This window comes from Achromobacter insolitus (assembly GCF_002209555.1).
In the GTDB taxonomy this organism is placed as follows: Bacteria; Pseudomonadota; Gammaproteobacteria; order Burkholderiales; family Burkholderiaceae_B; genus Achromobacter; species Achromobacter insolitus.
Genome location: NZ_NJIF01000001.1, coordinates 716761 through 730237, shown reverse-complemented (window position 1 = coordinate 730237; position 13477 = coordinate 716761). Strand labels below are relative to the sequence as shown.

The window sequence follows — 13477 nt, the reverse complement described above, 5'->3', positions numbered from 1 at the left end:
GAGCTCCTGGGTAGCCGGAGGGATTAATGAATAGTGGGCAGCCATGGGTACCCCGCCTATTTCCACTGGCGGCCCGGCACGGCGTCGATAAGCTGCCGGGTGTAGGGATGCGCCGGCGCTTGCAACACCTGCGCGGCGGTGCCTTGCTCGACGATGGCGCCCTGTTGCAGTACCACGATGCGGTCGCAGAGCTGGGCAGCCACGCGCAGGTCATGGGTAATGAAAAGCATCGACAGATGCAGTTTTTCCTTCAATTCTTTCAACAGAGTCAGCACCTGGTCCTGCACCGACACGTCCAATGCTGACACCGGTTCGTCGGCGATAATCAGTTCGGGCTGGGCTGCGATGGCGCGGGCCAGGCCCAGCCGTTGGCGCTGGCCGCCGGAGAACTCATGCGGATAGCGGTCCAGCGCCGTAACGTCCAGCCGCACCAGTTCCATCAGTTCGCGGGCGCGCCGCAGCGCCTGGTGGCGAGGCACGCCCTGCGCGACCAGGCCGCTCGTCAGGATGGTGGAGACGCGGTGGCGCGGGTTGAGCGAACCGTAGGGGTCCTGGAACACCATTTGCACCGAGCGGCGCACGGCAACGTCGTTGAAAGCGCCGGGCGCCGTCAGGTCCGCGCCCTTCAGGCGCACCGAGCCGCCGTCTGCCGCGATCAGGCCGGCGACGATGCGGCCGATGGTCGATTTTCCCGAGCCGGATTCGCCTACCAATCCCACGGTCTCGCCGCGAGCAATCTCGAAGCTGGCGTCGCGCACCGCAGGGAACTGGCGCGCGGGCTTGAATAGTCCGCCCTTGCGCACATAGGTCTTGCGCAGTCCGTTCACAGAGAGCAGCGCTGGGGCGGCGATCGGTGCAGCGGCAGGGGGCACGGAGGACGGCACGGCCGCGAGCAGGCGGCGGGTGTAATCGGCCTGCGGATGGCTGAGCACTTGAGGCGCGGCGCCGATCTCGACCACGCGGCCGTCCTTCATGACGACAATGCGATCCGCGATTTCGGAGACTACGCCGAAGTCATGGGTAATGAACAGCACGCCCAGGTTCTTGCGCTTCTGGATGTCCAGCAACACTTCCAGGATCTGCGCCTGGGTGGTCACGTCCAGCGCCGTGGTCGGCTCGTCGGCGATGAGGATCTCGGGTTCCAGCGCCAGCGCCATGGCAATCATCACACGCTGGCGCTGGCCACCGGATAGCTGGAACGGATAGGAGTCCGCTATGCGGCGATGATCGGCGAGTCCTACCGATACCAGCAGCTCGGCCAGGCGCTCGGCGTTGAGAGTCGCGTCTGACGCGTCATGCTCGCGCAGCATTTCCACGATCTGGTCGCCGCAGCGCATAAGGGGGTTCAAAGCACTGAGGGGTTCCTGGAACACCATGGCTATGCGCTTGCCGCGGATCTTGCGCAGCGCATTCAGCGGCAGACCGGTCAGCGCCTGGCCGTCCAGCTTTATGGCGCCGCCGCTGATGTTCACGCCGCGCGGCAGCAGGCTCAGGATGGCATGGGCCAAGGTAGATTTGCCGGAGCCCGATTCACCCACCACGCAGACGATTTCTCCCGGCGCAATGTCCAGGCTGACGCCTTCGACCGCATATGGGCGGTCGGCGCCGGCGGGAAGTTTGATGGACAGGTCTTCGATCTGGAGCAAGCCGTTCACGGTTATTGTCCCTTGCGGTGCAGACGGGGGTTGAGCGCGTCGTTCAGGCCTTCGCCCACCAGGTTGATGGCCAGTACGGTTAGGAAAATAGCCAGCCCCGGGAACAGGCACATCCACCAAGCCAGGCGCAGCAGCGAGCGCGACGCGCCCACCATGTAGCCCCAGCTCATCAGGTTGGGATCGCCCAGGCCCAGAAAACTGATGGCGCTTTCCAGAAGGATGGCATTGGCAACCATGAGCGAGGCCATCACGATCAGCGGAGACAGGCAGTTGGGGAGAATTTCGGCAATGACGATGCGCAAACTGGACAAGCCTTGCACCCGCGCAGCCTCGACGAATTCGCTGGACTTGACGCGCATGAATTCCGCGCGCACCAGCCGCGCTACCGGGGGCCAGCTCACCAGCCCCACCGCTGCGATCACAGAGGCGAACGAGGGCTGGAAAATGGCCACCAGCACGATGGCGAAGAAGAAGCTGGGAATGGTCTGGAAGATTTCCGTCAGTCGCATCAGGACTTCATCGCTGCGGCCTCCCAGGAAACCGGCGGGTATGCCCACCGCCAGGCCGATCACTAATGCCACCGCAGTGGCGACGCAGCCCACCAGCAGCGAGGCGCGCGCGCCATGCACGATGCCGGATGCGATGTCGCGTCCCAGCGAATCCGAGCCCAGCCACACGCCGGATTCCTGCAGAGGCTTGAGAAAGGGCGCGACCGAGGGGTCCCAGGGGTTCTCTGGATAAATGCCGTTGGCGCTCAGCGCCATCAGCACGATCAGGCACAGCACCAGCAGGCCCGCGACGGCGCCGATGTTCTTGGCAAAGCGTTTGGACAGGCCTTTCATGCAGCACTCCGCATACGGGGATCGATCAGGAGGTACATCAGGTCGGTGAGGAGGTTGAAGGCCACCACCATCAGCGATGTGCAGAAGAAAACGCCCAGCAGCACCTGGTAGTCGCGCTGCATCAGCGCGTCGAAGGCCAGGCGGCCGATGCCGGGCCAGGCGAACACCGTCTCCACCAGCACCGAGCCGCCAATGAGTTGTCCCGCCTGGATGCCGGCCAGGGTGATGACCGGCAGCACGGCGTTGCGCAGCTGATGCACCCAGACCACGCGCGAAGGCGACAGGCCCTTGGCCCAGGCCGTCTTGACGAAGTCGGCGGTCTGCACTTCATTCATCGACGCCCGCGTCATCCGGGCATACAGAGCGAGGTTGAACGCGGCCAGGGTCAGCACGGGCAGAACCGCGTGATGGGCAATGTCCAGCGCGCGTGCCAGGCCGGTCTTGCCCGAGCCCATGGCCTCCAGCCCGAACGGCGGGAACCAGCCCAGCTGTACCGAGAAAAGCAGCACCAGCATCAGCCCCACCCAGAAGATGGGCGTGGCGTAGAAGGCCAGTGATCCCGCCGTGATGGCGGAATCCTTCCAGGTGCCGCGGTACTTGCTTGCCAGCACACCAAGCAGGACGCCGCCTAACAACGACAGCAGGAACGCCGGGATGGCCAGCACGAGGGTGGCCGGCAGGCGGTCCGCGATCAGGTCCCAGACCGGCTGCTGCTGGCGGTAGCTGAAACCCAGGTTCAGGGTCGCCATGGAACCCAGGTAGCCAGCCAGCTGAACCGGTAGCGGCTTATCCAGGTTGAACTCCTTGCGCAGCTGGTCGATGTACTGCTGGTCGGATGCGCCTGCCTCGCCGGCGAGAACGCTGACCGGATCGCCCGGCGCCATCCGCACCAGCATGAAGTTGATGACCGCCACGGCCAGCAGCACCGTGATGGACTTGATCAGGACGGAAGCGATCGCCAGCAGGGACTTCATGGCCGGTCCCTCCTCACTTCTGGATGTAGGTCGTGGCGAAGGTCTCGGCGACGCCGATGGCCGAAGTCGTCACGTTCTTGACCGACTTGTTGGTGATGGTCGGGAATGACAGCTCCACCAGCCACGCAGAGGGCGCATCCTGCGCCAAGGTGGTTGCCGCCTGCGTGTAGAGCAGTTGGCGCTTCTGCTTGTCGGTTTCCAGCGATGCGTTGGTAAACAGCTGGTCCAGAGCGGGGTTGGTGTAGCCGGAAATGTTGGTGCCGTATACACCCTGGCGGATATTGTCCGACCGATAGCTGCGGTCCACGCCCAGGGCAGGGTCCGAGTACTGGTACAGGTAGGTGACCGTCATGTCGAAGTCCCAGTTGGCGTAGCGCCGCGCCCAATTGCCGGCGTCCGTGCTTTCCAGCACCACATCGATGCCCACCTTGGCCAGGGAGTTTTTCACATACTCGGACACCTTGTTCCAGGTGTCGCCGTACGGCAGGCCCAGTAGCCGCAGAGACACGCGCTTGCCATTGGCGTCGGGCTTGAGGCCCATTTCGTCGAGCAGGGCGATGGCCTTCTTCGGGTCGTACTTGTATTGGGGAATGTTGGCGTCGTAGAAGCTCGTCACCGACGAGATCGGGCCGGTGGCGGGCCGCGCGGCGCCGAAGAAAATGCGCTTGGCGATGAAGTCCCGGTCGATTGCGTACTGAATCGCCTGGCGGAAGCGCTTGTCGTCCAGCGGCTTGACGCGGTGATTCAGCTCGATCCAGGACAGCGGGCCGGCGAATTCATAACCCTTGGTGGTGACTTCCAAGGCCGGATTGGCTTTGATCTGTGGCAGGAACGCGAAGTCGATGTCGCCAAAACTGGCGACCTGCACCGATCCATTTTCCAGTGCCAGCAGCCGTGAGGCCGAATCGGGAATGACCTGGAAATAGACATTGTCGAGGTAGGGCAGGCCAGCCTGCCAGTAGGCGTCGTTGCGCACCAGTTGCACATACTGGCCGCGCTTCCATTCCTTGAACTTGAACGGGCCCGTGCCAATCGGCGTCTGGTTGGCTGGGTTGTTGCGGAAGTCCGTGCCCTTGTAGAGATGGGCAGGCATGATGGGGGCGCTTGAGACTTCGAAGGCGTTGAGGAAGGGCGCGTAGGGCTGCTTCAGGGTGATTTTCACCGTGTGGGCGTCGGGTGTTTCGATGCCGGCCACGTGGGACAGGTTGCCGCGGGCGCGCGGATGCGTCTGCGGCAGGTAGTCCTGTAGCGAGAAGCGCACGTCTTCCGAGGTGAAGGGCTTGCCGTCGTGCCAGGTCACGCCTTGCTGAAGGTGGAAGGTGTAGACCAGCCCGTCAGGCGAGATCTCCCACGATTTCGCCAGGGACGGTTTGGCCGTGAGGTCGAAATCGTAGGTCAGCAGGCCTTCGTATATCTTGCCCGCGGCGATTTGCGTGGGCGTTTGCTGATTCAGGCCATATATCAGCGTGGGCGGCTCGGGATTCAGGATGACGTTCAAGGTGCCGCCGCGCGTTTGCGCGAGGGCGCCCGATGCTGCCGAGGCCAGGAGCGAGGCACCCAGGGCGAGTTGTCCGAGTACCGATTTCATCTTGGGTGGAAGCTGCTTCATTTTCTTTTTCCTATCTGTAGCGTGGAGACTGCGAGAGGGCGGCCCGGTTGCCTCAAGGCAGCGCGGCCGCGGCGCATTGCTGTTCCAGGGCTTGCAACAGCAGGTCCGCGTGGGCCTTCTGGAAAGTGAGCGGGGGGCGAATCTTCAGCACGTTGGCCAGAGGGCCGCTGGCGCCGATCAGTACGCCGGCATGCCGCAGGCCATTGACCACGGCCGCCGCTACGGCGGGCGCGGGTTGGGTGGGACAGCGTGCGTCCACCAGCTCCACGCCCCAATACAAGCCGCGGCCGCGAACGTCGCCGATGCAAGGATGGGATTCGGCCAAGCGGCGCAGGCCGCCGCCCAGGTACGCGCCGACCTCGGCTACGCGGTTTGGCGCGTCTATGTCTTGCAGGACGTTTAGCACCGCGACTCCCACCGCGGCCGATACTGTGTTGCCGCCGAAGGTATTGAAGTAGCGGCATTTGCGGCCGAATTCGTCCACTAGGTCCGAGCGGAGCACGAGTGCGCCTATCGGATGGCCGTTGCCCATCGGTTTGCCCAGCGACACCATGTCCGGCAGGACGTCGTCGCGCTGGAAGGCCCACCAAGATTGGCCAGCGCGGGCCAGGCCGCCCTGGACTTCGTCGGCGATGAACAGGCCGCCTCGCTGCCGGATGGCCGCCGCAGCTCGTGCCAACGCCTGGTTCGATTCGGTATGGATGCCGTCGCTTGCGAAGACGGTGTCGACCATCAGGGCTGCCGCGGGCGTGCCCGCCTGGGCGAGTTCGTCGGCGGCGGCCTTCACCGCCTCGGCGAAACGCGAGGCGGCTTGCGCAGGGTCGCCGCGGTAGCTATCGGGCGGCGGCACCGTGCGGACGTGGGTGGCCACGGGGCGCAGCGAGGGCGACATGTCCGCGAGCGATCGCGTCACGCCGTGATAGGCGTTGCGGGTGACGATGAAGCCGGTGCGGCCCGTGGCTTCGATCGCGATACGCAGCGCCAGGTCATTGGCTTCGCTACCCGTGCACGTGAACATGACATTGTCCAGGGCGGCTGGAAACAGGGCCAGCAACCGTTCGGCATACTCCACCACGCCTTCGTGCAGGTAGCGGGTGTGCGTGTTCAGCATTGCGGCCTGGCGGGCCAGCGCCTCGACCACCGCGGGGTGCGCATGGCCGACCACGGGCACGTTGTTGTAGGCGTCCAGATAGCGCTTGCCTTGCGCGTCTTCCAGCCAAACGTCCTCGCCTCGCACCGGATGCACGGGCTCGTCGTAGAACAGCCGGTAGGCCGCGCCAAGGACGCGGCGGCGGCGCGCCAGCAGTTCGCTGGACGACGAGGAAGAGGCGGGGAAATCCTGTGGCATGGTGATATCCGTGGGTTCAATGAGATGCAAAAGCAGGGGCGCGCCGATCCCGCCCGTATTTCCAGGGGTCTATCAGGGCGTCGAAGAGCCGGGTCGCGGCGGCATGGCTGCGCAGGATGTAATCGCGGTTGCCAGGGAACTGCCGCGCGCGCCAGGCTGTGATGACCATGCGTTGGGCCAGCCGGGCCAGCACCAGGTCCAGCGTCAACATGCGTTCTTCCTGGCTCAACGCCAGCACGGAGGCATAGCCCGTGAGCATGCAATCCAGCACCTGCATGGGAGCGTCGGACTGGGTCATCTGGTAGGAGGCGGCGATGGCGATCTCGGCGATGCGCGGGGCGTGGACCATGTCGCCGAAGTCGAGCACGCCAGCCACCGCCACGCCGCCGGCGTCGGTCAGCAGATTGCTGGCCGATAGGTCGTTATGGATGATCTGTTGCGGCAGCCCTTGCAGTGCGGGCACGGTATGGCGGGCATACAGATCCAGAAAGTCGGCCAGCGAGTCACGATGCCGCGTGTCTTCGACCACTTCGAGCAGCGGGCGCATAGAGGCCGCTTCGCATACGTTCCATAGGAAACGGCGCCCCGCCGCCGGGTGCGCGAAATCCGCCAGCGCCGCATCGAGCTCGCCAGCGGCGCGGCCCAGGGCGACCCAGGCGGCTCGCTCTGCGCGCAAGGTCGAGCCCGGTTCTCCTTCCAGAAAGCTGTAGGCGCGCACCCGCACCGCCGGGGCTTGCGCGCCGGGCGGTTGGTGCATGAGCCAATCGGCGCCGTCCAGACCCTGTGGCGCGTGGTGAGTCGGCACCGGCACGGCGCAGCGGCCTGCCAAATGGCGCAGCACGGCGATCTGCATTTCCGTTTCGGCCACGGTTTCGGCTGTATTGATGAATTTCAGCGTCAGCGACGAGCCATGGGCCCGGGTCACACGAAAGTTGCGATCGCGCTCGCCCGCCAGCGGCTGGCAACCGGCCGTCGCGCCATACCAGGTCCGAGCCACTGCGGCTGCGTCCTCTACGGTCGCGGCGGGCGGCGAGGTGGTCAGCAGGGCTTCGGTGAGAGCGGTGGATTCGACGATACGCGGGGGGTGGGCCGGCACGGTGTTGGGCGGAATCAGTAGTTCAAGATGATGCATCATGCATCAAGTGCCAAGCCGACCGAATCAGTGATTACCCGAGCCAAGCCAGTAGTGGCTACGTCGGATATTTTTTTATTATTTAAATAAATCAATAACTTAATATTTGCTTGTTGAGCGTTGATATTGCTTTGTGAACGATTCGACGTTGCCGATCCAACTTCGATTTCGTCTTAACTAGGCTCCTCGAAGGGTTTTTCATTCTTTATGATGCATCATATTGAAAATCTCCTGAAAACACGGCGATGCCCTTAGGCGGCCTCCGAGCCTTTGTCGTATCGTCTTCATCCCTGCCACGCGCCCAACCTCCAACAACAATGACGCAGAACTCCGAAACGCAGACCGCCGCCGCCTTTTCCCAGCTGGAGCATGGAAACCTGGGCGCGCTCGTATATGAGCGGCTGGCTCAGGCGCTGATGGAGGGAAGGCTGCGCCCGGGCGATCGGCTGCGCATCCGGGAACTTGCAGAGAGCATGGGCGTCAGCGTGACGCCTGTGCGCGACGCGATCCTGCGCCTGGTGCAGGACGGCGCGCTGGTCATGCGCAGCGCGCGTGACATCCGGGTCTACGAGGTCAGCACGGCCGAGTACCTGGAGATCCGCGACATCCGCCTGGAACTGGAGGGCATGGCGGCGGCCAGGGCGGCGCAGAACGCCACGCCAGAGGACATCGCGCGGCTGGAAGCCATGGTGCAGGCCAACGAGGACGCGCTCAAGGCGCAAGACATCCGTACGGCGGTCGGGCTAAACCAGCGCTTCCATTTCGAGTACTGCAAGATCGCACGGATGCCGACCATGCTCGAAATCCTGCAACGCCTGTGGCTCAAGATGGGGCCGCTGATCGCGCAGATCTACGCGGAAGGCGGACGCGACATGATCGACGGCCATTACCCGCTCATGGCGGCGATCCGCAACAAGGACCCGCAAGCCGCCCGGATCGCCATGCAGACGGATATTCTCTCAGGCGGACAGCCCATCCTGGACTACAAGCTGCGGCAGGCGGACACGCGCTAGGCGGGTTGCGCCGGGCGGGTCGCGCCGCGCGTCCCGGCGCGGCTATTCAGCGTCCCCAACGCGCCTTCAGGCGCTGTTCGAACACGCGCAGGGCGACGTCGATGCAGATGCCGACGATGCCGATGGCAATCATGCCCGCCATGACGATGTTGGTGGCGATGTTGAGCTGGCCCTGCACCATCATGTAGCCGATGCCGTTGCCTACCACGATCAATTCTGCGCCTACCAGCGATTGCCAGCCGATGCCGGCGCTGACGCGCAGGCCCGCCAGGATGGACGGCAGCGAGGCTGGCAGCAGCACTTCCGCCACGATGCGCGGCCCGCTCGCGCCCAAGGTACGCGAGGCTTCCAGCAGGCGCGTGTCGACGAACTTGGCGCCGCGGTAGGCGCTGATGAGGCAGGGCGGAAAGGCGCCTGCGAAGATGATCAGCGTCGGGCCGCCGATGCCCGTGCCAAACCACAGGCCGGCAAACGGCACCCACGCGATGGGCGCCACGAAGCGCAGTGCGTCGAAGAAGGGGCTGACCACGTCATCCAGCCAGCGGTACCAGCCCATCAGCAGCCCCAGCGGTATGCCCACCGCCGCAGCTAGCAGGAAGCCGCAGGCGAAGCGGTAGAGGCTGGCCCCCAGATGCGTCCAGAGCGTGGCGCCGGAGTACGGCTCGCTGCTGTACTGCGCGATGGTTTGCAGCACCGTCAGCGGACCGGGCAGGTAGTTGGGCGGGAAGATACCGCCCACGCTCAACAGATGCCAGGCCAGGAAGAAACCGGCCAGTCCCAGGCACGACAGGCCGAAGGTGAAGGCGGGCGTATCGCCCGAGGCGCGTGTCAGCGTAGCCATGGCAAAGCCCTCTTTTCGATCCATTCCAATCCGCGCGTCATCACCGCTCCCAGCAGGCCCACCCAGACCATGGCGTAGAGGATCATGCCGGGCCGGATGTCCAGCGCCGCGGTGTCCAGCACCTTGCCCAGCCCGATAAAGGCGCCGATGAGTTCCGCTGCCACCAGGGTCATCCAGGCCGTCTGCAGCGACAGGCGCAGGCCGGTGAAGATCATGGGCATGGCGCCGGGCACCAGCACCTCGCGCAGCATGCGAAGCGGACTGCCCGCGCCATGCACGCGCGCGGCTTCGATCAGCGTGGGGTCGATATTGCGCACCCCCGCGTAGGTGTTGATGACGGCGGGCGTGAACGAGGACACCCAGATGAGAAAGATTTTCGCCGGGTCGCCCAGGCCCAGCCACAGGATCGCCAGAGGAATCCAGGCCAGTGGCGGGATCGGGCGCAGCAGCGAGAACACCGGTCCGACCAGGGCGTCGATGCGCTTGCTGAATCCCATCAATAAGCCCAGCGGCACGCCGGTGCAGATAGCCACCAGAAAACCCAGGAACACCAGGCGCAGGCTGTGCCCGATGTGCTGGAACAGCGTGCCGCCGGCGTAGCCGGAGTCCCGCGACAGCTGCACGGCCGCCTGCCACGTAGTGAGCGGGGTGGGGAAGCGCGCGCCATTGACCAGGCCCAGCGCCGACACGATCCACCAGGCGGCGAAGGCGGCGGCGACCGCGGCCACGCCGACGGTGACGCGGCGGCGCGATACGCGCGGCCGCCGGGCGGGCAGGGTTGCGATGTGCTCACTCATGGCCGGACCTCGCGGCTTGGCGGTGCAGGTTCGCCACATCTTCCAGCAATAGCAGCATGGCGGTGCAGTCCTGTTCCTGGCGTCCCCAGGACTTGGCCAGCGCGAACATTTCGCGGGCATAGCCGCCGAGCCCCAGGGGCGCACCCACCGAGGCGGCCAGGTTCATGGCCAGGTTGATGTCCTTGTAGCCCATGCGCATGGGAAAGTCGGGACTGATGTCGCCCGCCAGCACCTTGCCCGGAAAATTCGTCAGGAGTTGTCCGCGCCCCGCGGTGGTGTTGGATAGCACCTTGACGACGGTGGCGCGGTCCAGGCCCAGCTTGGCGGCGAACATCAGCGCCTCGCCCGTCAGCACCATGCCAACCATGGACATGTAGTTGTTGACGAGCTTGAGCCGTATGCCTGAGCCGAAAGGCCCCACGTGCACGATCTCATCGGCCATGGCGGCGAAGATGGGCGCGGCCTGGTCGAAGTCGGCCTGCGCGCCGCCCGCCATGATCAGCGCCTTGCCCTGCGCCGCCTCGCGCGGCGTGCGTCCGACCGGGGCGTCGAGGCAGCGCAGGCCCAGGGCCGCGAGGTCGGCGGCGATGCGGTCGGTCTCCACGGCGTCACCGGTGCTCATCTCGATGACCAGCGCGCCCGGGTTCAAGCCCGCGGCCGCGCCGTCGGCGCCGAACAGGGCGTCGCGCACGTGCGAGGACGTGGGCAGCATGGTGATCGCCACGTCGCAGCCGCGCGCGGCGTCGAGCGGTGTAGCGGCCCGACGGAACCCGGTGTCCGCCAAGCGCTCCATCGCGGCCGGCACGACGTCGTAGCCTGATACGGCATACCCCTGCGCGGCCAGGTTGCGCAGCATCGCGCTCCCCATGACGCCCAGGCCCAGGAATGCGATGCGGGGTGATTCGGTGTGTTCCATGGGGATTGCTCCGGTGTGGTCAGCTGCCTAGCCGCGCGCTGGTGCTGCTGCGTGGCGGGGCGGTGGTATCGCGGACGATCAGTTCCAGTTCAATGCAGACGTTTTCGGGCGGCGTGTCGGCGTCGGCGGCCAGCAGGATGTTGGCGGCTCGCTGTCCCAGTTCAAAGGCCGGCACGTTCAGGGTCGTAATGCCTGGCCGGCAGTGGGCGGCCATTTCGATGTTGTCGAATCCCGTGATCGAAATCTGTTCGGGCACGCGCAGGTTCTGCCACAGGCACTCCTGCAATGCGCCATAGGCCAGGATGTCGTTGCCGCACATGACCGCCGTAGGCGGTTCGGGCAAACGCAGCAGCGTGGCCATGGCGCGGCGAGCTTCGGGCACGGTGTAGGGCTTTTCAATGACGTACTGCGGCGGCAGGTCGATGCCGCGCCGCTTGAGCGCGCGCGTGAAACCGGCCACGCGGTCGGCCGCGCGGTCATTGTCTTTGGAGATGCCGGCGATCACGCCGAGGCGGCGGTGGCCGATGTCCAGCAGATAGTCGGCGATGCGCTGCGCCGCCGCGGCGTTGTCCCAGCCCACCATCGGCCAGGGATCGGCGTCGTCGTAGTGGCAGGTAGTGACGAAGGGAATGCCTTTGGAATGCAGCAACTCGTAGAGTTCGGGGTCGCGGCTGCGTCCCACCAGCATCATCGCGTCGACGCCGCGCTCGATCAGGGCGCGCACTTCTCCGGCCTCGCGCGCAGGGCTGTAGTTGGTGCTGGCCAGCAGCAGCTGGTAGCCGTGTTCATGGATTGCCTGCTGCATGCCATCGACCAGCTTGGCGAACAGGGCGCTATCCACCGTGGGGATGATGGCGCCCATGGTGCGGGTCTTGCGCGAGGCCAGCGAACGGGCTGCGCCGTGCGGAACATAGCCCGCTTCGGCAAGTAGTGCCATGGCGCGGGCGCGCAGGTCCGGCCGCACTTTTTCGGGATGGTTCAGCACCCGCGACAAGGTGGCCGACGAGATGCCGCCGGCGGCGGCGATCGACTTCAGGGTGTCCCCGGGTAGGGGCGCAGACTTTCGCTTCATGTTTGAAAGCGCTTTCAGAAATTTGATGGTGTGAATATACAGTTATTGAAACGCTATGGTCTATTTCTAGGGTTTTCTCGGGGTTGAATGCGATTCTTGCGCGCTTATTCTTTGTATGCGCTTTCAAAAAATCGAGCCCGAACGCAGATCCGGGCCTGCTATCCGGGGAATGCCGCGGCAGCTCGCGCATGCAGACCGGAATCCACTGACGGAGACTAAGCATGTCGAGAATCCCCCGCATCCTGGGTTTGTGCCTGGCGCCGCTGGGCGCCTTGTTGTTGAGCCCGTCCGTGTCGGCGCAGGCGCCGACCCCCATCAAAGTCAGCTACCAGATCGCCTATTGGGCGCTGCCGATCTACATCGCTACGGAAAAGAACTGGTGGGCCGAAGCGGGCCTGAAACCTGAATTCGTGGTGTATCCCGCGGGCGCGCAGCAGATCGCGGGCGCCGCGTCCAAGTCCTGGGATGTGGGCGGCACGGGCTCGCCGCCGGCGGTGCTGGGCGCGCAGCGCTACGGCATCGTGACGCTGGGCGTCACCAATGACGAATCGACCGCCAACGGCGTGATGGCGCGCAAGGAGAACGCCGCTGCCGTGCGCAGCAACGCGGCCAAGGAAGTGAAGGGCAAGCAGATCCTGCTCAGCCCGAACTCCACCGGGGAATACGCGACCATGGCCTGCCTGCAGAAGTGGGGCATGCAACGCAGCGACGTCAGCGTGGTGACGCTGGCCCCGGCGCAACTGGTGTCCGCCTTCATCGGAGGCAATGGCATGCTGGCCGGCACCTGGGCGCCGAACTTCTACACGCTGAACGAGCAAAGCGGCGCGGAGGTTGTGTGCAGCGGCAAGGACGCCGGCGTGATGATCCCGGGGGCGCTGGTGGCGCGAGGTGAGTTCGCCCAACAGAATCCAGACGCCGTCGCCAAGTTCCTGGCGGTGTACCTGCGGGCCGTCAGCTTCGAGAAGAACAACAAGGCGGAAGCCATGGGCTACCTGCGCAAACTGTTCCAGGCCAATGGCATCAAGCTCAATGACGGTTATCTCGGGCAGGAGCTGGAACGGCCGATCTTCACGTTGGACGAGCAGCTCAAGCTGATGTCGCGGACAGGCGGCAAGTCCACGCTGGACAACGCGTACGAGGCATTATCTGGCTACCTGAAGAGCGTGGGCACGCTCACCGAGGTGCCGGATCCCAAGACCTACATCACGGACGACTACATGAAGCGGGTCGACCAGACCCCGGCGCTCAAGACCTTTGCCAACAAGGCCAACTGAGCTT

At 65.1% G+C, this 13477-nt stretch carries 12 protein-coding genes; 2 read left to right on the top strand and 10 right to left on the bottom strand.

Annotation, left to right across the window (positions count from 1 at the left end; genetic code table 11):
- Positions 1–56: 56 nt before the first annotated feature.
- From CEY08_RS03220 to CEY08_RS03195, 6 genes are all read right to left on the bottom strand, one after another.
- On the bottom strand, positions 57–1655 hold the full coding sequence (locus tag CEY08_RS03220; RefSeq protein WP_076815910.1) for a dipeptide ABC transporter ATP-binding protein: 1599 nt from the start codon (positions 1653–1655) through the stop codon (positions 57–59).
- Positions 1656–1657: 2 nt separating this feature from the next.
- Positions 1658–2497, bottom strand: a complete 840-nt coding sequence (locus CEY08_RS03215; protein WP_063642084.1) for an ABC transporter permease — start codon at positions 2495–2497, stop codon at positions 1658–1660.
- Positions 2494–3471 (bottom strand): ABC transporter permease, encoded by a 978-nt coding sequence (locus CEY08_RS03210; protein ID WP_063642083.1) that lies wholly within the window; start codon positions 3469–3471, stop codon positions 2494–2496. The genes CEY08_RS03215 and CEY08_RS03210 overlap by 4 nt, the downstream gene beginning before the upstream one ends.
- Before the next feature lie 13 nt (positions 3472–3484).
- Entirely contained in the window at positions 3485–5059 is a 1575-nt protein-coding gene (locus tag CEY08_RS03205; RefSeq protein WP_063642333.1) for an ABC transporter substrate-binding protein, read from the bottom strand.
- 73 nt (positions 5060–5132) lie between these two features.
- Positions 5133–6428: an aspartate aminotransferase family protein gene (locus CEY08_RS03200; protein WP_076815908.1), complete on the bottom strand. Its 1296-nt coding sequence runs from the start codon at positions 6426–6428 to the stop codon at positions 5133–5135.
- 16 nt (positions 6429–6444) lie between these two features.
- Positions 6445–7563 (bottom strand): phosphotransferase, encoded by a 1119-nt coding sequence (locus CEY08_RS03195; protein WP_076815906.1) that lies wholly within the window; start codon positions 7561–7563, stop codon positions 6445–6447.
- 314 nt (positions 7564–7877) lie between these two features.
- On the opposite strand from CEY08_RS03195, the gene CEY08_RS03190 reads away from it, so the two are divergent.
- Entirely contained in the window at positions 7878–8573 is a 696-nt protein-coding gene (locus CEY08_RS03190; RefSeq protein ID WP_063642080.1) for a GntR family transcriptional regulator, read from the top strand.
- 46 nt (positions 8574–8619) lie between these two features.
- Here CEY08_RS03190 and CEY08_RS03185 read toward each other — a convergent pair whose 3' ends face one another.
- From CEY08_RS03185 to CEY08_RS03170, 4 genes are read right to left on the bottom strand one after another with little or no spacing between them, the layout of a single operon-like run.
- Positions 8620–9414, bottom strand: coding sequence for an ABC transporter permease (locus tag CEY08_RS03185; RefSeq protein ID WP_063642079.1), 795 nt, complete (start codon positions 9412–9414; stop codon positions 8620–8622).
- Entirely contained in the window at positions 9402–10211 is an 810-nt protein-coding gene (locus tag CEY08_RS03180; RefSeq protein WP_042796720.1) for an ABC transporter permease, read from the bottom strand. Before CEY08_RS03180 ends, CEY08_RS03185 begins: the two co-directional genes overlap by 13 nt.
- Positions 10204–11127, bottom strand: coding sequence for an NAD(P)-dependent oxidoreductase (locus tag CEY08_RS03175; RefSeq protein WP_042796721.1), 924 nt, complete (start codon positions 11125–11127; stop codon positions 10204–10206). The genes CEY08_RS03180 and CEY08_RS03175 overlap by 8 nt, the downstream gene beginning before the upstream one ends.
- 19 nt (positions 11128–11146) lie before the next feature.
- Positions 11147–12199 carry a LacI family DNA-binding transcriptional regulator gene (locus CEY08_RS03170; protein WP_076815903.1) on the bottom strand — a complete coding sequence of 351 codons (1053 nt, stop codon included), beginning with the start codon at positions 12197–12199 and terminating at the stop codon, positions 11147–11149.
- Positions 12200–12420: 221 nt separating this feature from the next.
- On the opposite strand from CEY08_RS03170, the gene CEY08_RS03165 reads away from it, so the two are divergent.
- The gene (locus CEY08_RS03165) at positions 12421–13473 is read left to right on the top strand and encodes an ABC transporter substrate-binding protein (protein ID WP_042796724.1); all 1053 of its coding nucleotides are present in this window, start codon (positions 12421–12423) and stop codon (positions 13471–13473) included.
- The last annotated feature ends 4 nt before the right edge of the window (positions 13474–13477 follow it).